Here is a 20,736-nt window from a genome sequence, read left to right as displayed (position 1 = left end):
CACCTCAAAATTTGAGGCAGGTAAAAAAACTAACTCAAAAACCAATGATAAGACTTATCCACCATTGTCTTTTGAATACTTTCAGTAAAACTCAATGCATTTACATTCCTTTCCAGAAATGTATCAATATAACTTGATTTATTGGCTTGGGTAAATAAATTATACACTTTCCATAAATTAATATTTCCTGTTGAATCCCTGCAAAAACTCTTATCCAGATAATAATCTTTTGCAATAGTAGAAAACTGACTATCATTAAAAATCAATTCAGGAATTTGTAAGTTCTCTTTTTCCTTTTTGGGTAAATGCTGATACAATCTTGTTTTTCCTAATAATTGAGCAAATTGCTGCTCTGTCAAACTATATTCAGGGAGTTGTTTCATTTGGAATATATGCCTCTCTGCTTCGTACTTTTGTAATACCTGTAGAATACTATTCTGTAGTTCCTGGTAGGAAGAAACACGCATATCCTCTACATATCCATCTGAATTTACACATAAGTTGCAACACACCAGATTCTGAAAACCAATAAAAAACTTAAACTTTTCCATAGTTTTTTTGTTGTATAAATTTTCTTGATTGTAAGCTCTTACCCCTCCAACAGTTAATTCTAAAGGGTTACCTTGTATCTCTTCGGTAATGCTTGGAATTCTGATAATAAATGCCATTCTTTCATAATAAATGGTTTTCTCATGGTCTAATAAATCCTTAGCATTTTTATGTATGGCTTCGGGTATTCTTCCCTTAATCTGATGAGATACCCGAATTTCTGGAATTTCTAAACTATGATGAGGAAATATCTTACTTATACAATCTTGGGTAATTTCTATAAACTCCTGATGAGCAATAGTCCTTTCATTATCCTTAGAGAATACAGGAATAATACACTCTTGTTTTAAATGGGGTAAGTTTATCTCTGTAGTATTCGCTTCAATAAAAGGTTTATGTTTGTAGGATTTATTTTCTGGTTTTATAATGGATTCTGATTGTTTTATAAAACCAGGAGAAGAAGAGTATTCTTGTATAAAGTTTGCAGAAGATTCAGGGAAATTATTTTGTAATGTAACTTGATTATTAGGAGGATTTATTCTCCGTAATACCAGTTGATTCTCCTTATCAGGAATTTGTTGGGGTATGAGTATATTTTCCATTGGTTGAAAAGTTTTGAGGATTAGTTAATTGAAGTAAGAAATGTTTTCTATTTTCATATTCGTTATGTAATACCTGCTGATATTCAGGGTATTGTTTATACAATACAAGTAATTCAGAAATGGAATTAACGAGTTGTATTTTCTCCCTGACTGAATTTATGGTAACTTCTTCATGTTTTTCAGATTTTTGCACATGAGTTACTTCTTCTCCTGGTTGTAAGGAAGTCCCTTCATTACACCAATTTAAAATTCGTTTTCCTATTTTAGGAGTGATGATAAATTCAGGTTGATTCATAAATAAACCTGTTCTGTCCTTACTAGCTTTGACCAAATGTTTATCATTAATAAGTTCAAAATTAACTGTAAGCTCATATTCAAATCCCTCTCTGGTAATTTCCTTAGTTCCATGTTTTACTACTTTAGTTTTTCCATTAGAACCTACATCTAAAGAATAATCTACCTTTCTTCTGGCTGTAGTAATAATATGACAAGAAGATTGAAGAATTTTATTGATAAATGCCTGATGTCTGGGAGTAACCAAACTCCAATCCTGAAATCTTCCACCTAATTTCTCATGAATTTCCAAACATCCACCAGTACCAGACCACTCATGAGTGATAGAATCGATAATAATAACAGAAATACCCGATTTTTCACAAAGTTCTATAGCCTGAATATATCTTTCAGGAGAATAGGGAATGGATAAATCCAGTACATTATAATTTCCTAAATCTGAATAAAGAGAAGCAGAGGAATTTTCTGTGTCAATCACAGCTATTTTACTCCAGTCCTGTGTCATTCCATAGGCTAATAATAGGGCTGATTTGGTTTTTCCAAATCCAGATGCTCCAGATAATCCTAATCGGAGCCTTACTTGTTTTCTTTCTCTTTGTTTTAATTGCATAATTGTAATGTTTAATATTTTTTATTTAGGGATTAGGTTTTAAAATGAAGAATATTAAATGTTAGAAATGAATAAGTTCATCAACTATATGTAATAATCAATGTATTATATTTTTATATACTCTGAATGAATATATTTTGAAACATTGTAGGAATTTGCTTACTATATATTTTTTTCTCCTGGTTTTTATGAAATTCTGAAACTTATTAAATTATATAGAATTATTATAGTATTGGAAGAATTCCGAAAATGGAATCAACAGAAAATGCAAGAAAATTATTTTCCATTGGAGAAAATCCATCAATAAAAGATAATGTATGGGAACTTGTTTAACTATATAGTCAGAGGAATTCCTACCATGAAAAAAGGTTACTTTTGAAATTTACAAAGTAACCTTTTTATATATTTTTAATTAGTTTGACTTATAATAAGGTATTATAAGCAGATTTTTTTAGTATAGGTTTTAGATAAGTATTTAATTCATTTTCAATGGATTTAAGGTTGTCTCTACCTTCAAATATTTTGGGAAGTAATTCCAGTATTTTTTCAGGATGTAGTGTGTAGTAGGTGATTTGTTGTGGTCTGCTGTTAATAATACTTTTTTTTATTTCCGTTGATAAAATACCTAATTCTTTAAATCTTTCTATGATTTTTGTAGCTCTGTCCTTTTTTATTCCTGCTTCTTTAAAAATCATTTCTTTTGACCAGTAGAAAGGTTTATAATCAAAGGATTTTAACTTGATTAATAAGGCTTCAAAAATGATTCTTTCATCACATAAGAAGAAATTACTATTATACTTGATAAATGTGGTAAATCGTGTACCAAAAATAGTATCATAATCCATAGGAATAAATTCTAAATTGCTGAATTCTTCTACTTTGGAAATATCTACCAAACACTTACTTTGTGGAGTAGGAAAAATAAATTCAGAATTAGTAACGGTGAAATGTTTATTTCCTTCCACTGCTATTAAAATATATTTTTTATCACTTCCTGATTTAAAATTTTCTTCATGGGTTTTATTATAATCGTATAATTCTATTTTGTGATAATCAGGAATGTTATCTTTTTCATCATCCCAAGAGCTTCTTTTTAATTTATCTTCTTGTTTTTCAATACAGTCTAATTCATCAATCAGACTAAATTCAAAATTTGTCATGTACATATTAAGTTTTAAAATTAAGGGGTTAACAATTTTTATTTAATTGTTAGGAAAAACTCGATGTATAAGTTTACAGTTCTAAAAGTTTCCTGTTTTCCTTATCCAATACATCATTATCAAATTCTTTTAAATAGGTCATAGTAATTTGGACATCAGAATGTCCCATTAATTCAGATATAACATCTGTGCTTGTTCCTATTTGTTTTAAAATTGTGGCAAAGCTATGCCTGGCTACATAAGTGGTTAAATGTTTTTCAATTCCTGCAATTTTTGCAATTTGTTTAAGTTTGGAATTATAACGAGCCAATACCTTATGTTTTCTATTCGCAATCTGTTTAGGAGTTAAATTATCTTTTAGAAGTATTGGAAAAACATACAAATTTTCTGTATTATTAACTTTATAATAATTTAGAATTTTTTCAACTTTTTCAGTTATTTCTATACTGAATTGTCCTTTAGTTTTAGACCTTGTATAATAAATTCTTCCATCTTGTATATCAGACCATTTTAATTTCATCATATCTACGAAATTCATTCCTCTGGTATAAAATGAGAACAGGAAATAATTATGAGCTTCAATTAGGTAAGGATATTCAGATAAATCAACATCCCTTATTTTTTTGAAATCTTCAATACTTAACGCTTTTTTATTCTTCTTGGTTTTAAGTTTTGATATTTTATAATCTTTAAAGGGATATATATCCTGAGTGATAATTTTCCGATTAATAGCCTTATTGAAAATAGCTCTCAGCTCTCTCATTTTAAAAGCAATACCACCATCTTTATTTCCTCTTTCCCGCATTTCAACTTCAAATTTTTCAAGAAATACAGGAGTTATTTCGTTAAATATTATTTTGTTTCCTGAAAATTTGACCAATGCATCTCTGGTTTCTTTATAAGCCCTTGCGTTTCCCATTCTTCCAGCCCTCTCCATTTCATTAATTATCTCATCAAAAAATTGAATTATATTTAGCTCCTGGTTATTATTACCTCTAAATATGGCTTCAAAGTCTTGTAATGAAAAATCTTGTTCTTGTAGTTGAAATTCCCGAATAATTTTTAATGCCTTTGACTTTAAATTAAGGATTAATTCATTTTCAATTCGGTAATTAGGATGATTTTTGGTTAATTGTTCATTAATAAAATGTTCTTTTTCACATCGTAAACCTATTCCGATTTCTTTCTTTTTTCTATTTTTCGTTATTCGTAAATAAATACCAAATTTATCATCTGATAAAGGTTGATTTCCTAATACAATTTTCACATTCGCTACATTCATATTCAATTAATTATAATTAAAATAAACTGCCTCTTGTTATGAGGCAGTTAGTTAAAGTTCTATCCTTCTTTTTTAATTGTTTCTGGATATTCTCTTATTTTAAACCCATCAGGAAAGTTATCGCAATAATCCTCTCCCTTGGTATCTTTTAAGAAAAGTTTATTCTTATGATACCAGGTACCAAATTGTTTAAAAAAAATAGGAGTTTTTGAACTTCTTAATTGGTACATTAAACTAAGAAACCAGGATAATTCTGATTTTCTATATTGATATTTACCTGTTTCATGACCAGATTCTCCTCCGATAACAGCCCAGTCAATAATATCTATTTCTTTATCTGTTAAATATATTTCACTTAATAAGGGTTCAAATGATACCCATCTTAATTTACAAGGAATTTCTCCTAAAGTATGGATTCGGTGTACTTCATTCTGGTTTTCTACCGTAACACCTAACCACACATGAGAATAAAATTCTGGAGCCCAATCTTTAGGAAGACAATCTTTTATTCTTTCTGGTCTTTTAGTTAAAATCAGGTAGGTATGACGTGGTGTTTTTCTAATAATTTTCCACAATTCATCTCTCCATTCATCAGCTTCTTCAATAAAGAAATCTGACATAGAGCAGGTAAATATTTTTTTACCAACCATCCAATTTAAAGGTGCATTAAAATTTTCTTCTTTTTTTCGTACTTTACTCGAATCACAATTAGGATCACCTTTACTATCTATTATTCTGTGCATATAACAATATTTACAACCAGCAGAAACTTTTTGACATCCTTCATGGGGACTCCATGTAGAGTTAGTCCATGATATTTTACTTACTCTTCCCATTTTGTTTAATTTTTTGATTTAATTCTTCTTCTAAAATTTCGATGCTTTTTGATTGGTTTTGAAGCATCCAACGATCTAAATCCGATTTTTTGAAATAGATTTTTCCATTATTGGGTTTACTAAAGCAAATAGCTTTTTTTGAAGTTAGTTTATACAGAAAACTTTCTGAAACATCTAAATAAAGAACCGCTTCTTTAAAACTCAGAATTTCCTTTTGAGTTACCATTTGTAACTTTTGGGAATTTTTACTTTTATTAAAATCTTTTATCATATTACGTTTTCTATTGTGAAATCCTGAGCGCTCTTAAAATTTCGGATTTCAATTCTGCGTCAAAGTAAATACAGGAATACGTTTAGAGTAAATACCCATACCCTTATATGAGGGTATAAGGGTATATAATTAGACTAAAAAGTTACTAAGGGGAGTTATAAGATAGATTAATCTATTTCTTCAAGTGAATAAATTATATTGTCTATTCTATTGCTTTCAGCAGGATTTTTAGACATGTCAGTTTTAGAAGAAGATATTCGTTGTGAAGTAAATGATTTTCCATTATTATCTCTAAACACATATATTAATAATTTATTTTCATTAGAGTAATAACTAGGGCTTAAAAATTTATTATCAATAAGAGCTCTGATAAAGTATATTAAAGAGGGTTTATTAGTAGTTACCATTTTATTTTTTGGAGCTAAAACCAGCCATTTAATTCCAATTGTTACTTCTCTACCTGTAAAAGAATTGATAAATTCTTCTTCTGTGGCTTCAATTAAAGCAGGTTCCTTTATCAGTAAATTGTAGAGTTTTTTTATTATTTTAATTTGTTTTTCTGGGGTTTCAGCAAGTAATACATAAGATAAGTATGTTGTTGGTGAAGGAACGGAGTATTTTGATGTAGCATATTGTGCTAATTCTTCCTGTAGTATATTTTTATATTTATTTAAAAAAGTAAGTTTATTAATAAGATTTTCATTAAAAATTTTATTAATCTGGATATAGTAAAAATCTACTAGTTGCTGTATTTTATCTTTATTATCAAAATTGTTCCGAAATAATATTTCAAGGTTATCAATAGAAGTTTGTATATATTCTAGTAATATATATTTGATGTGATTTTCAAAGGTTAAAATATCAAATTCAGATTCTCCTTCTTTATAACAATCTCTGTAAAATACAATTTGATGAGTCTTTTTATTTATATTTTTAATTCTGCACCCATCATACTCATTTTCAAAAGATTTATAAAATGATTTAAGTTTTTTATAAATATCAACTTTCAGAAATATGTCTAAATTTTTAAAAGGTAGTATCTTTTCACTCATAACAAAGTAAAAATACAAAATGTTTCACCTATATTTCACCTGAAAATAAAAAAGAGCTACATTGAAAATGTAACTCTCTGATTTTTAATGTGGTCCCACCTGGGCTCGAACCAGGGACCCCCTGATTATGAGTCAGGTGCTCTAACCAGCTGAGCTATAGGACCAGTTCTGATTAGCGATTGCAAATATACGGTTTTTATTTAAATCTCCAAATTATAAATCTAAAAAATAAAAGCCATTGAATTAACTAATGGCTTTTCTACTTTATAATCAGGAAAATAAATTTTTTATTTTCCTAAATAAGATTTTAAAATTTTACTTCTACTTGTATGTTTTAATCTTCGAATGGCTTTTTCTTTAATTTGTCTGACCCTTTCACGAGTAAGATCAAAAGTTTCTCCTATTTCCTCTAAGGTCATAGGGTGCTGGCCACTTAAACCGAAATATAAACGAATTAAATCAGCTTCTCGGGGCGTTAAAGTAGAAAGAGACCTTTCTATTTCGATTTGAAGTGATTCTAACATTAAATCTTTATCAGGGCTAGGAGATTCTCCTGAGCGTAATACATCATAAAGATTAGAGTCTTCACCTTCAACTAGTGGAGCATCCATAGATAAGTGTCGACCTGAGTTTTTCATAGATTCTTTAATATCATCTTCACTCATATCCAATACTTCACTTAACTCAGCAGCAGAAGGAGCCCTTTCATGTTCTTGTTCCAAATGAGCATAAGCTTTATTAATTTTATTAATAGAGCCAATTTTATTTAAAGGCAAACGTACAATTCTGGATTGTTCGGCTAAAGCTTGTAAAATAGATTGTCTAATCCACCATACAGCATAAGAAATAAATTTGAAACCTCGTGTTTCATCAAAACGTTTTGCAGCTTTAATCAATCCTAAATTTCCCTCATTTATCAAATCCGGTAAACTAAGTCCTTGATTTTGATACTGTTTTGCAACTGAAACAACAAACCTTAAATTTGCTTTTGTTAATTTTTCTAAAGCAACTCTATCACCGGCTTTAATACGTTGGGCTAAATCAACTTCCTCATCAGCCGTAATCAAATCTACTTTGCCAATTTCCTGCAAGTACTTATCCAATGAAGCAGTCTCTCTGTTAGTTACCTGTTTAGTAATCTTTAATTGTCTCATTTAAACCTAATGCTTTTTTAATTTTAAATCTTAATAATGTAATATAAGTTATGTGTATGAATAATAAAACCTTATTTAATCATATACATAACATATACGATAATTAGTAAAAAAGGGTTACAAATATTTTTATTCTTTTTTATTCAAATAATCTTAGTAAATTAGCACTATTAAAGTATAAAAAAAACAAAAAATTAGTTCTAATTATGACATTAATTCAATTACAGTATGTGTTAACAGTTGCAGAATATAAAAATTTTACTATTGCAGCCGAAAAAGCATTTGTAAGTCAGCCTACATTGAGTATGCAAATACAAAAGCTAGAAAAAACTTTAGGAGTTGAATTATTTGATAGAACTACTAATCCCATTAAAATTACCCCTATAGGGAAAAAAATAGTTGATCAAGCAAAAGTAATTCTTTTAGAAGCAAGTAAACTTTCTCAAATAGTAGAAGAAGATAAGCAAAGTATGAACGGGTCTGTAGTTATAGGAATCATTCCTACCATAACTCCTACACTCGTACCCCTTTTTTATAAAACCTTTAAAAATAAATATCCGGAATCAGATCTTGTTATTAAAGAAATGAAAACAGAAGATATATTGAGAGGTTTAAAAGAAGGTTATTTAGATTTTGGAATTGCCAGTACACCGTTAGGAGATACTCAAATAATTGAAAAACCAATTTATAAAGAGCCTTTGGTAGGGTATGTATCGCCTCAAAATGGTAATTTGTATAAAGAAAAATTAATAGATATAAACAAACTGAATTTTAATAATCTTTTAATGTTGGAAGAAGGTCATTGCTTTAGAGATGTAGTGTTAGATCTTTGTAAACATAAAGATACAATAAATTCAAATATTAAATTAGAAAGTGGAAGTTTCTCAACTTTAGTAAGTTTAGTTAATGAAGGTTTCGGTTTTACCATATTACCGCTTTTAGAAACAGAAAAGCTTTTAGAAGCGGATAAAAAAAATATTAGATATTTTACAACTTCCCCTACACGAGAGGTTTCTTTAATTTATTCTACAAATCAGATAAGAACGACTTTTGCTGAAAAATTAACCGAATTAATTAAAAGTATTTTACGAGGGCAATTATTTTTGGAAGAAAAAACAGAAAACAAACCTCAAATTAAAGTTTTATAAAATTAAAGTTTTCATTTTAAATTATGATAGAAACAGATATTTTAATCATAGGAGCCGGTCCTACAGGTTTATTTGCAGTATTTGAAGCAGGACTGTTAAAATTAAGATGTCATATTATAGATGCGCTTCCTAATATAGGAGGTCAGTTGACTCAATTATACCCTAAAAAACCTATTTTTGACATTCCAGGGTATCCTACTGTTCAGGCAGAGGAATTAGTAAATAATTTATATGAACAAATAAAGCAGTTTGAACCAGGCTTTACTTTAAATGAAATTGCGCAAACTATAGATAAACAAGAAGATGGTACTTTTATCGTCACTACCGATAATGGAACAAAGCATCATGCCAATGCTGTGGCTATTGCTGCAGGATTAGGAAGCTTTGAACCTAGAAAACCCCCTATTGATACTCTTTCGAAATATGAAGAAAAAGGAGTTGAATATTTTATCAGAGAACCGGAGAAATTTAAAGGAAAAAAAGTATTAATTGCCGGAGGTGGAGATTCAGCTTTGGATTGGAGTATATTTTTAGCAGATGTAGCAGCTGAAGTAACTTTAGTACATAGAAGAAATGAATTTAGAGGAGCGTTAGATTCTGTTGAAAAAGTACAAGAACTCAAAAATCAGGGGAAAATTAAATTAATTACACCTGCAGAAGTTATTGGCTTGGAAGGAAAAGATAAATTAGAAAAATTAATAATAGAAAAAGAAGGGAGCAAACTTGAAAAAGAAGTAGATTATTTTATCCCTTTATTTGGTTTAACCCCTAAACTAGGTCCTATAGCTAATTGGGGATTAGAAATTGAAAAAAATGCCATTAAAGTTAATAATGCTTTAGATTATCAAACTAATATTGAAGGTATTTATGCTATTGGCGATATTAATATTTATCCTGGAAAATTAAAATTAATATTATGTGGATTTCATGAGGCTACTTTAATGTGCCAAAGTATATATAATAGAATAAACCCTGATAAAAAATACGTTTTAAAATATACTACCGTTGGAGGAGTACAAGGATTTGATGGTACTGTTAAAGAAGCAAAAAAAGCTGTAGTAAAGTCGATAGAGTAAAATAGTAGAAAAAGTTATCATGTCAGACGTTAATATTACTGTTATTGATAGAGAAGGTAATAAACATACAGTTGCAGCACCTACAGATATGTCAATGAATTTAATGGAGTTAATTAGGGCATATGAACTGGCTCCTGAAGGGACTATAGGTATATGTGGAGGAATGGCTATGTGTGCTTCCTGCCAGATATATATTATAAATAAAGAAGATTCATTGCCAGAAAAAGGGGAGGAGGAAGAGGCTATGCTTTCAGAGGCATTTTATGTTAAAGATAACAGCCGTTTAGGATGCCAGATTCCTATAACTCAAGAAATGAACGGATTAGAATTTCAGATAGCCCCGGATAAATAAAAATGTAAAATAAATGAATGTTTATAAGTGATTTAAAATCTTTTTTAGAGGAAAAGGTAGAACAATATAATCATATTAAATTTATAGATACCGACCCTATTCAGATTCCCCATCGTTTTTCCAAAAAAGAAGATATTGAAATAGCAGGTTTTTTAACAGCTACTATTGCATGGGGAAATAGAAAAAGTATTATTAAAAACGCTAATAGAATTATTGAATTTATGGATAATTCTCCTTATGATTTTGTCTTAAATCATACCAATAAGGATTTATTAAAAATTAACGGAAGTATTCATAGAACATTTAATTCAGTAGATTTACAGTTTTTCATAAAGTCTTTAAAAAATATTTATATAAACTATGGAGGTTTGGAAAATGTTTTTGCGGCAAGGCAACAAGAAAAAAATACATTTTACTTAATAGAACGGTTTAGGAATATATTTTTTGAACTTCAACATTTTGACCGGACTCAGAAGCATATCAGCAATCCGGTTAAAAATTCTTCAGCTAAGAGAATAAATATGTTTCTTCGTTGGATGGTTAGAAAAGATAATAAAGGCGTTGATTTAGGTATTTGGAATACCATTTCACCGTCTCAATTAGTTTGTCCTTTAGATGTACATTCCGGAAATGTAGCAAGGAAATTAGATCTTATACAAAGAAAGCAAAATGATTGGAAAGCTGTTTCAGAGTTAATGGATAATTTATCTTTATTTGATTCTGAGGATCCTGTAAAATATGATTTTGCATTATTTGGGTTAGGAGCATTTGAAGATTTTACTCAATAAATAATTTGTTTACAATAAAGTAATTGTTAAAATAGAAAGCAAGGCAAGAGCTAAACCAAAATAATTCAGTTTACTCATTTTTTCTTTAAAAAAGACTATACCAATTAAACTTCCTAAAATTATTACCCCTAAATTCATAGTTGCAAAAACAATAGATGGGTTATTTTTTAGAGCTACATGAGCCTTTAAATAAAAAATAACATTACCAAAGTTTAATATGCTTAATCCTAATCCCCAAAAAATATTAATTATTTGAAATTTTTGTTTTTCAATAATGTTGAAAATAAGACTAAAAATAAAAGAACCTGAAAAAATAAATAAAGAAGAGGTTGTGAAAGTAAAATTCAGATTAGAAGAAATTAGTTTGTATAAAATATTTACCAGTCCGAGCCCTAAAAAAATTATAAGAGGTAAAAACCATTGATTGGATTGCTTATTATTTTTTTGTGAGGTATGGAATATAAAGAAAATAGAAAAGAAACCTATTGACAAACCCAGCAACTTTATTAAAGTATAACTTTCTTTAAAAAATAAAAAAGCAGATAAAATAGTAATTAGCAACGACATTCTTTGGGCAATATCTGTTTTGGCAATTCCTATAGATTTTATACATTTACCTATAATAATAAATAAAAAAGGCATTAAAAAACTCAAACTTATAAATATAAACCAAGGAGCGTTGCTATAATCTAAATTTTTTATATTGACAGGATAAAGACAATAGCAAAAAATGGCGGAAAATAAATAATTATAAGTTATAATTTGCATCAAATTATTATTATATCTTTTATTTCCTGATATTTTTAATAAAATGCTTACCCCAACATTAAAAATTATGCTTATAAAGACTTCTTTCATAAAAAGAATTAAAATGTAAAATTACTACTAATTACTTTTAATTTAAAAAATATGAGGAACAGAGACATTATTTAAAAAGGAAAAGAGTTTAAAAAATTGCATTAATTATAAGAAAAAATCTATTTTATTTTTAATACAAAATAAGTAAAAAATATCAACATTAGTGAGATAATAACAAAATAATTTATAGATTTACGAAGTCATTAGAAAATTTATATTATACAAATCTATATATGAATATACAGGATATAAAACAAGATTGGATTAGCCAATTTGAAAAACCGTTAGTTATTACAGGACCCTGCAGTGCCGAAAGTGAAAAACAGGTAATGGATATAGCAGAAAGATTAGATAAAGAGTATATGCAGGTTTTTCGAGCAGGTATTTGGAAACCAAGGACTAAACCAGGAAGTTTTGAAGGAGTAGGAGCTATTGGCTTAAATTGGTTAAAAAAAGTTAAAGATGAGTATAAAATACCTATTGCAACGGAAATAGCAAATGCCTCTCATGCAAAATTAGCATTAGAATTTGATGTAGATTATTTATGGATAGGAGCCCGTTCTACAGTTAATCCATTCACAGTACAGGAAATTGCTGAAGCTTTAAGAGATACAGATAAAATCGTATTAGTAAAAAACCCTGTAAATCCAGATTTAGATCTATGGATAGGAGCATTAGAAAGATTAGCAGCACAAGGAATTAAAAAATTAGGAGTAATCCATAGAGGTTTTTCCTCACATAATAAATCCAAATATAGAAATAATCCTCAATGGCAAATTGCTTTAGAATTGAAAGATCGTTTTCCGAATATACCTTTAATTTGTGATCCTTCTCATATTACAGGAAGAAGAGATTTAATTCAGGAAGTAGCCCAACAAGCATTTAATCTCGAGTATAATGGATTAATGGTAGAAACTCATTGTAATCCTGATGAGGCTTGGAGTGATGCAAAACAACAGATTACACCGGAAGAATTAAAAAAAATACTTGTAGATATAACATTAAGAAAGAAAAATGATACGTCAAATGATTTTTCTTCAAAATTAAACAGATATAGAGGGGAAATTGATGAATTAGATAATCAATTATTAGGTTTGTTAGCTTCAAGAATGGAAGTTGCAAAAAAAATAGGACAATTAAAGAAAGAACATAATGTAGCTATTTTTCAGCCAGATAGGTGGAATGTACTAAAGAAATTAGCGATGAGAAATGGGGAAAGAATGGGGTTATCAAAAGAATTTTTAGAATATTTATTAGTGGCAATACATAAAGAATCCGTTGATTTACAAAATCAAATAATGGAAGATAAATAAAATAAAAATGTATTTTTTAATCTTTTTTAATGCATCATATTTATGATGCATTTTATATTTTTTAGAATGAATAAGGCAACAGTAGTTAAATCCACAGGGAGTTGGTATATATTAAAAGATGTTATAACACAAAATATATATGAAGCACGTATTAGAGGTAAATTTAAAAAAGAAAAAATAAGAAATACAAATCCTTTAGCTGTAGGGGATTTAGTTGATTATGAACTAGAAAATAATGATATTGCGTGGGTAACAAAAATATATGCAAGGAAAAATTATCTGATAAGAAAATCTGTCAATCTATCTAAAGAGACCCACATATTAGCTTCAAATGTAGATTTAGCATGTATACTGTTTACATTAAAAAAACCAGTTACCTCTTTAGGCTTTCTTAATCGTTTTTTGATTACCTGTGAAGCCTATCAAATTCCTGTTTTAATTATTTTCAATAAAATAGATTTATTATCTGTTCAGGAAATGCTAAGTTTAAATGAAATAGATCTATTATACAAAAATATTGGATATGATACTTTGGAAATTTCTGCTGAAAAAAAAATTAATATTGATATTTTAAAAGAAAAAATAAAGAATAAAACTGTAGTTTTTTCAGGTCATTCAGGAAGTGGTAAAACTTCAACAATAAATGCATTACAACCGCAATTGAATTTAAAAACATCTGTTATTTCTGAATATGATGATAAAGGGAAACACACTACCACATTTGCTCAAATGTATGATTGGGATTTTGGAGGGCAAATTATTGATATTCCTGGGATAAAAGAATTTGAATTAGTAGATATTGATAGAGAAGAATTACAAGATTATTTTCCTGAGATTTTTAAGTACAGAGAATTTTGTAAGTTTAATAACTGTCTTCATATTAACGAACCAGGATGTGCGGTAGTAGAGGCAGTCAAAGATAATTTGATATCAAGCAAACGATATTTACATTATTTAAAACTAATGGAAGAATTGAATATAAAATAAATAGCAAAAAAGCAGACATATAAATGCCTGCTTTTTTATTTATAAGAGAGAAAAATTAAATTTTTTAATTAACTCCACCGCCTAAAGCTCTATATAAATCTACAGAAGCTTTTAACTGTTGCAATTTATCATTAACTTGATTAAGTTGGGCACTTAATAAGTTTTCTTCAGCATCCAATACCTCTGTATAATTAGCATTACTATAAGCTAACAATTCTTTGGTATAATCAACAGATTTAATTAGTGATTCTACCTGTAATCCTCGATTCTTATCTTTACTTTTTGCAGAAGTATAAGCAAATAAAGCATTAGAAACTTCATTACCGGCATTTAAAACAGAGTTTTTAAAATTAATTAAAGCTTCCTCTTGTTTAGCCTGATTCATTTTTAGTTGATTTCTAAGCTTTTTCTGATTAAATATTGGTTGGGTTAACCCTCCAACTACGTTAGCAAATAAACTGGAATAGTCAAAGAAATGATCTAAATTATTAAGAGTAGAATAACCTGCTGCTCCGGTTATAGTTAGAGAAGGATATAAGGAGGCTTTTGAAATATTTGTATTTTCAAAAGCGGCTCTATATGCATATTCATACATTTGAACATCCGGTCTTTTAGAAAGTAATTGAGCAGGTACTCCATATTTTAGTTCAGTAGGAATAGGCTGTTGAGCTATAGTAGTTCTCTCTATTCTTCCAGGTTCTCTTCCTAATAATAAGCAAATAGAATTTTCCATTTCTCTAATACTTTTTTCCAAATCCGGAACCGTTACTTGTGTTGAATATAATAAAGCTTTACTCTGTTCAACAGCAGCACCTGTAGTAATATCAGCATCTTTAAGATATTGCATGGTAACCACATTTTCTTTCAATAGTTCTATTGTACTGTTAGTAATTTCCAATTGTTTATCCAATGCTAATAGAGAATAATAATTAGATGCAATATTAGCCACTAAAGAAGTTTGTACCACTCTTTTGTAAGCTTCGCTCTGAAGGTAAGTAGCTAATGCAGACTTTTTATTACTATTTAGTTTTCCCCATATATCTAATTCCCAGCTGGCGCTAGCACTTAACTGAAAAACATCACTATGAGTTGTTATACCGTTTCCTTGTACATCATTTAATTTACTAGAAGAATATTGTGCTCCCAGATCTAAAGTAGGTAACTGACCTAATTTAGCAGATGATAAGTTCGCTTCTGTTTGCTTAATTCTTGCCGTAGCAATTTGTAAATCATAATTATTTTTTAAACCTTCATCAATCAAACTTTGAAGAGTTGCATCTTGAAAATAATTTTTCCAGGAAATATCGGCTATTGAAGTACTATCTGTTGAATTTGAATCTCGATATAATTTGTTGTCAATAATATTAGGAGTTTCATATTTAGAAGTGACACATGATGCTAATAACAGAGATAGCATTAAGGTCGATATATATTTTGTTGTTTGAATTTTCATTCTATTATTATCTTTTGGTTTTATACTCTGTATTCTGTCATTATTTTAATAAATCATCATCATCATCATCCGAAACAGTTATTTCTACAGGTTTAGATGTAAATCGTTCCTGTAAACTTTGGAATATAACAAATAACATCGGAGTAACAATAAGTCCTATAATAGTTCCTATCAACATTCCACCAACAGCGGCTGTACCGATAGATCTATTTCCTGCAGCACCCGCACCCGAAGCCATCATAAGGGGTAATAAACCTAAAATAAATGCGAATGAGGTCATCAATATCGGTCTAAGACGTGCTTCTGCTCCATTAATCGCAGCTTCTGTAATAGACATTCCTTGAGCCCTTCTTTGCACGGCATATTCGACAATCAAAATGGAGTTTTTAGCTAATAATCCAATTAACATAATTAAACTTATTTGCAGATATATATTATTTGTAATGTTAAATATTTTTGCAAAGATGAATGAACCAGCTAATCCGATAGGTAATGATATAATTACAGATAAAGGTACGATGTAACTTTCGTATAATGCTGATAATAGAAAATAAACGAAAATTAAACAAAGAATAAAGATATATACTGTTTGAGAACCACTGTTTAAAACTTGTTCCCGAGTCATTCCAGAATAATCGAAAGAATAGCCTTCAGGCAATGTTTGAGCAGCAACTTCCTGTATGGCTTTAATTGCATCTCCTGGGCTATATCCGGCTTTAGGTGCACCGTTTACTGGGATGGATTGATACATATTAAACCTTTCTAGTGCCTGAGGACCGTAAACTCTATTTAAAGTAATAAAAGCAGAGATAGGAGCCATTTCACCATTTGAATTTCTTACATACATTCCATTTAAATCAGTAAGGTTTTTCCTGTATATTGGATCTGCTTGAATCATTACTTTATATTGTTTACCAAATTCATTGTAATTAGAAGCATATACACCTCCAATATAACCTTGAAGTGCATTAAGTATATTGTTAACTGTTAACCCAGCCTGTTTAACTTTAGCAACATTTACTGTGATCTGGTATTGAGGAAAATTAGGGTTAAAAGAGCTGGTTGCATACATAATTTCAGGTCGTTGATTTAACGCTCCTAAAAACTTGTTACTTACTTCAAAGAATTTATTTATATTTCCACCTGTACGGTCTTGTAACTGAAATTCAAATCCATTAGATATACCAAATCCTTGTAAGGTAGGAGCTCCAAAGAATATGATTTTCCCCCCCTGAATGGAAGCAGTTTTCATAAATAATTCTCCTACAACTTTATTAATTTCAGTTTTTGGTCTTTCTGACCATGGTTTTAATTTAATAAGAACTGTAGAATAATTATCTCCGGTACCACTTATGAAGCTAATACCATTAAGTTGAGCTATATGCTCAATGGTACTAATTCTGGAAGCAACATTAACTACCTGATTACCTATTTCTGTTGATCTTTCTAGAGAAGAAGCAGGTGGTAGAGCTATATCGCACATAATGAATCCACTATCTTCCTGAGGAACAAAGTCTGTAGGAGTAGTTTTCATTAGAAAATATAACAACCCTACAAAAATTCCTATGATTACAAATACACTCCATTTTAAATGAGATGTCCAAGTTAAAATCGATTTATATTTAGCGGTCATACCATCAAAAGCCGTATTAAATCCATCTTTTAATTTTTGGACCACTCCCTTTTTCTTTTCATGTTCATCTTCTGCATGGGGTTTTAAGAAAACAGCACAAAGGGCAGGACTTAATGTTAATGCATTAATAGCAGAAAGAATAATTGAGATAGCTAATGTAAGACCAAATTGTTTATAAAAAACTCCAGAAGTACCACTAATAAAACTTACTGGTATAAAAACCGCAGACATAACCAATGTAATAGAAACTATAGCTCCGGCTATTTCATCCATAGCATGTAAAGAAGCTTTTTTAGCATCCTTCATACCAGATTCAAGTTTGGCATGCACTGCCTCGACGACCACAATAGCATCGTCCACCACAATACCGATGGCTAGTACTAATGCAAATAAAGTTAGAATATTAATAGTAAATCCAAATAATGATAAGAAGAAGAATGTACCGACAATAGCCACAATAACGGATATTGCAGGAATTAATGTGGAACGGAAATCTTGTAAGAACACCAAAATCACAATAAATACTAAAATAAAGGCTTCTACCAGTGTATGGATTACTTTTTCTATAGAAGCATCCAAAAAGTCATTAGCGTTCATTAAATATACTGTTTCTATTCCTTTAGGATATAGTTTTTCAGCTTCTTTTAAAGTAGATTCTACGTTTTTTATGATTTCTTGCGCATTCGATCCGGCAGTCTGGGCAATACTTATTACAACAGAAGGTTTTCTGTCTATACTGGTAGTTATATTATACATTTCTGATCCTACCTCTACCTTGGCAATGTCTTTAACCCTAAGAACATCTCCATTAGGTAAAGATTTGATTACCATATTTTCAAATTGTTTAGCAGTAACTAGTCTACCGGTATATTTTAGAGTATATTCAAAAGTTTGGTTACTATTTTGCCCTATAGTACCTGGCGCAGCCTCTAAGTTTTGTTCTGCAAGTACAGCACTTATATCATCTGGAGTAATACCATATGATGCCATTACATCAGGTTTTAACCAGATTCTCATAGAATATGTATTAGCTCCTCTAGCCTGAGCATCACCAATACCAGAGATTCTTTTAATTTGAGGAAGGATATTTATATTGGCATAATTCTGCAAAAATTTAGAATCATATTCTGGTTTATTACTTATTAAACCTACATATAAAATGTTACTACTTTGTGTTTTTTGTACAATTACACCTTGTCGAGTTACTTCGGCAGGAAGTAAGCTGTTTGCACGGGCGGCTAAATTTTGAACGTTTACTGACGCAATATCTGCATTAGTACCAGACTTAAAGTTAATGGTAATTGTAGCACTCCCGTCATTACCTGCACGGGAAGTCATATAGGTCATATTTTCTACCCCGTTGATTTGCTCTTCTAAGGGAATAATTACACTTTTCATTACTACATCCGCATTTGCTCCCGGATAAGTGGTTGTTACCTGAACGGTAGGGGGAGCAATTTCCGGATATTGGGATACAGGTAGAGTTACGAGCCCTATAATTCCCAATATTACAATTATAATGGATATTACTGTAGAAAGTACAGGTCTTTCAATGAATGTCTTAAGCATTTTCTATTTTTTATTTTATAATTATTGAAATAGGATTAATAATTATTATAGTTGAGGTTTAATTTGATCTCCATCTTTAAGATTTTGTATATTGTTTACAACAATTTTGTCATTTTCTTTTAATCCTGAATTTACTATGAATGACTGACCATCTGTAAGAGGAGTAACAGTAATACTAGTTTGTTTTACTATATTATTACTTTGAACTACATAAGCAAATGTTTGTCCTTGTAATTCAAATGTAGCTTTTTGTGGAATTACCAATGCATTATTTATAGTTACAGGTATTCTTATAGACCCTGTTGAACCACTTCTTAGTAATCCTTGCGGATTTTCAAAGTTGGCTCTAAAATTAGCTGATCCGGTACCTGTATTGACTATACCGCTGATAGTTTCAATTTTACCTTTTTCTATATATTCAGTTCCATCTGAAAGAATAAGTTTTACAGGTTCTGCTCTTCGTATTTTTTCAGCTTGAGTAGATCCTGGTTTATCTTTCAAGAAATCCAGTAGTTGTTTTTCATTCATTGAAAAATAAACATATACATTAGAAGTATTAGCTACTGTAGTTAATACATAGGAACTATTAACAAAGCTTCCTAATCTTAAAGGAATAGAACCTACAACTCCATTGACAGGACTTGTAATATAAGTATAGTTTTGGTTAATGCGAGCATTAGCTAACTGAGTTTGTGCCTGATTTAAAGCAGCTCTTTTAACCTGGAGTGCATATTGAGCTGCTTGTAATTGATATTTACTAACAATTCCTTTTTGCACTAGAGGTTGTACTTTTTCCACTTCCATTTCAGCATTATTGACTTCTGCTACTGCTGTTTTTATAGCAGCTTCTGCATTTCGTATATTTTGAGTATATTGAGGAAAATCAAGGGTAAATAAAAGTTGACCTTTTCTCACAACAGAACCTTCATCTACCTCTATGGATTTAATAAATCCTTCTACCATAGGTCTTATTTCTATATCTTCTTTACCTTTTATGGTAGCAGGATAATCATTTTCCAAAACAGCAGTTTGAGAAGTAACAACTTTTACAGGATAGGGTAAAACTTGACTTTGCTTTCCGGCAGCAGCGGCAGCAGCTTTATTTTTTTCATCACCTCCACATGAACCTAAAATTATAGCTCCAGAGATTAATAGAGCAATAATTCGTATTTTGTTTAATTTCATATATCTCTTAATTATTTATTTTTTAATTATTATTTTCATTATTTTTCCAGCAATTATTATTTACTTGAAGCTTAGAAATTTCTTCATCATTGAGCTCATCTTTTGATAAAAGAATTAAATCATTTTGAAAATATTTTTGTTTATCTTCTAAAGGTTTAAAAAAAGAATTGTTAAACTCATGAATAATTTTACTAGCTTCTTCAATAATTTGTTTTCCGTTTTGTGTTATAGAAATGAGCTTGGTCCTAGAATCTTTTTTATTATATTTTCTATTTATCCATCCTTTTTTTTGAAGGGTTCTTAATACTGTAGAAGTGGTCATAGGATCTATGCCCGCCTTTACTGAGATATCTTTTTGTGTTACTTCTTTATTAAGACTGTTCATATGTAGTATTCCAAATAAAAGAAATAATTGACTGTGTGTAAGTTCTAGTTTTTCAAATTTTTTTTTGAATTCACGTTGCCAGTAGTTATTTACTTTCCATAGTAAAAAACCTGTTATATCATTTTCAGAAATGGTAAAAAAAATATCTTTATCAACCGTATTATTTGCCATCTGTTTTT

Annotated in this window: 19 protein-coding genes and 1 tRNA gene; 6 read left to right on the top strand and 14 right to left on the bottom strand. The window is 29.6% G+C overall.

All coding sequences use genetic code 11. The features are described from left to right. Positions 1-29 precede the first annotated feature (29 nt). The 9 genes from C4S77_RS09820 to C4S77_RS09780 form a co-directional block, all read right to left on the bottom strand. Positions 30-1,151 (bottom strand): DUF3871 family protein, encoded by a 1,122-nt coding sequence (locus tag C4S77_RS09820; RefSeq protein WP_105247391.1) that lies wholly within the window; start codon positions 1,149-1,151, stop codon positions 30-32. Beyond that, a complete protein-coding gene (locus C4S77_RS09815) occupies positions 1,117-2,055 on the bottom strand; it encodes an AAA family ATPase (protein WP_105247390.1) in 939 nt (312 codons plus the stop codon). The genes C4S77_RS09820 and C4S77_RS09815 overlap by 35 nt, the downstream gene beginning before the upstream one ends. Before the next feature lie 422 nt (positions 2,056-2,477). Continuing rightward, a complete protein-coding gene (locus C4S77_RS09810; protein ID WP_105247389.1) occupies positions 2,478-3,215 on the bottom strand; it encodes a hypothetical protein in 738 nt (245 codons plus the stop codon). Between the two features lie 73 nt (positions 3,216-3,288). After that, entirely contained in the window at positions 3,289-4,497 is a 1,209-nt protein-coding gene (locus tag C4S77_RS09805) for a site-specific integrase (RefSeq protein WP_105247388.1), read from the bottom strand. A gap of 59 nt (positions 4,498-4,556) precedes the next feature. Then, the gene (locus tag C4S77_RS09800) at positions 4,557-5,333 is read right to left on the bottom strand and encodes a DUF5131 family protein (RefSeq protein WP_105247387.1); all 777 of its coding nucleotides are present in this window, start codon (positions 5,331-5,333) and stop codon (positions 4,557-4,559) included. Next, positions 5,317-5,604, bottom strand: coding sequence for a helix-turn-helix domain-containing protein (locus C4S77_RS09795; RefSeq protein ID WP_105247386.1), 288 nt, complete (start codon positions 5,602-5,604; stop codon positions 5,317-5,319). The genes C4S77_RS09800 and C4S77_RS09795 overlap by 17 nt, the downstream gene beginning before the upstream one ends. 167 nt (positions 5,605-5,771) lie before the next feature. Continuing rightward, entirely contained in the window at positions 5,772-6,656 is an 885-nt protein-coding gene (locus tag C4S77_RS09790; protein WP_105247385.1) for a hypothetical protein, read from the bottom strand. A gap of 90 nt (positions 6,657-6,746) precedes the next feature. Then, positions 6,747-6,820, bottom strand: a tRNA-Ile gene (locus C4S77_RS09785). Positions 6,821-6,943: 123 nt separating this feature from the next. Next, positions 6,944-7,810, bottom strand: coding sequence for a sigma-70 family RNA polymerase sigma factor (locus C4S77_RS09780; RefSeq protein ID WP_105193402.1), 867 nt, complete (start codon positions 7,808-7,810; stop codon positions 6,944-6,946). A gap of 206 nt (positions 7,811-8,016) precedes the next feature. On the opposite strand from C4S77_RS09780, the gene C4S77_RS09775 reads away from it, so the two are divergent. The 4 genes from C4S77_RS09775 to C4S77_RS09760 are packed head-to-tail and all read left to right on the top strand — an operon-like array spanning position 8,017 to position 11,174. Then, the gene (locus C4S77_RS09775) at positions 8,017-8,958 is read left to right on the top strand and encodes a LysR substrate-binding domain-containing protein (protein WP_105193401.1); all 942 of its coding nucleotides are present in this window, start codon (positions 8,017-8,019) and stop codon (positions 8,956-8,958) included. A gap of 23 nt (positions 8,959-8,981) precedes the next feature. After that, a complete protein-coding gene (locus tag C4S77_RS09770) occupies positions 8,982-10,034 on the top strand; it encodes an NAD(P)/FAD-dependent oxidoreductase (protein WP_105247384.1) in 1,053 nt (350 codons plus the stop codon). A gap of 19 nt (positions 10,035-10,053) precedes the next feature. After that, on the top strand, positions 10,054-10,386 hold the full coding sequence (locus C4S77_RS09765; protein WP_105247383.1) for a 2Fe-2S iron-sulfur cluster-binding family protein: 333 nt from the start codon (positions 10,054-10,056) through the stop codon (positions 10,384-10,386). A gap of 17 nt (positions 10,387-10,403) precedes the next feature. Then, on the top strand, positions 10,404-11,174 hold the full coding sequence (locus tag C4S77_RS09760) for a TIGR02757 family protein (protein ID WP_105247382.1): 771 nt from the start codon (positions 10,404-10,406) through the stop codon (positions 11,172-11,174). 9 nt (positions 11,175-11,183) lie between these two features. On the opposite strand, the gene C4S77_RS09755 is transcribed toward C4S77_RS09760, so the two are convergent. Beyond that, entirely contained in the window at positions 11,184-12,032 is an 849-nt protein-coding gene (locus tag C4S77_RS09755; protein ID WP_105247381.1) for an EamA family transporter, read from the bottom strand. A 233-nt stretch (positions 12,033-12,265) separates the two neighbouring features. Between C4S77_RS09755 and C4S77_RS09750 the strand changes: the two genes are divergently transcribed. Together C4S77_RS09750 and rsgA are read left to right on the top strand one after the other, a co-directional pair. After that, a complete protein-coding gene (locus C4S77_RS09750) occupies positions 12,266-13,345 on the top strand; it encodes a bifunctional 3-deoxy-7-phosphoheptulonate synthase/chorismate mutase type II (protein WP_105193391.1) in 1,080 nt (359 codons plus the stop codon). Positions 13,346-13,411: 66 nt separating this feature from the next. Next, complete coding sequence (rsgA, locus tag C4S77_RS09745) at positions 13,412-14,332, top strand: ribosome small subunit-dependent GTPase A (RefSeq protein WP_105247510.1); 921 nt, start codon at positions 13,412-13,414, stop codon at positions 14,330-14,332. 64 nt (positions 14,333-14,396) lie between these two features. Here the strand turns inward: rsgA and C4S77_RS09740 are convergent, their stop codons facing one another. From C4S77_RS09740 to C4S77_RS09725, 4 genes are read right to left on the bottom strand one after another with little or no spacing between them, the layout of a single operon-like run. Next, a complete protein-coding gene (locus C4S77_RS09740; protein WP_105247380.1) occupies positions 14,397-15,785 on the bottom strand; it encodes an efflux transporter outer membrane subunit in 1,389 nt (462 codons plus the stop codon). Between the two features lie 40 nt (positions 15,786-15,825). Then, on the bottom strand, positions 15,826-18,987 hold the full coding sequence (locus tag C4S77_RS09735; RefSeq protein ID WP_105247379.1) for an efflux RND transporter permease subunit: 3,162 nt from the start codon (positions 18,985-18,987) through the stop codon (positions 15,826-15,828). Positions 18,988-19,032: 45 nt separating this feature from the next. Next, entirely contained in the window at positions 19,033-20,172 is a 1,140-nt protein-coding gene (locus tag C4S77_RS09730; RefSeq protein ID WP_105247378.1) for an efflux RND transporter periplasmic adaptor subunit, read from the bottom strand. A gap of 22 nt (positions 20,173-20,194) precedes the next feature. After that, entirely contained in the window at positions 20,195-20,728 is a 534-nt protein-coding gene (locus tag C4S77_RS09725) for a MarR family winged helix-turn-helix transcriptional regulator (protein ID WP_105193381.1), read from the bottom strand. Positions 20,729-20,736 lie beyond the last annotated feature (8 nt).

Source organism: Apibacter adventoris, assembly GCF_002964975.1.
In the GTDB taxonomy this organism is placed as follows: Bacteria; Bacteroidota; Bacteroidia; order Flavobacteriales; family Weeksellaceae; genus Apibacter; species Apibacter adventoris.
Note: the sequence above shows the minus strand (reverse complement) of the source record. Positions and strands in the feature narration are given on the sequence as shown.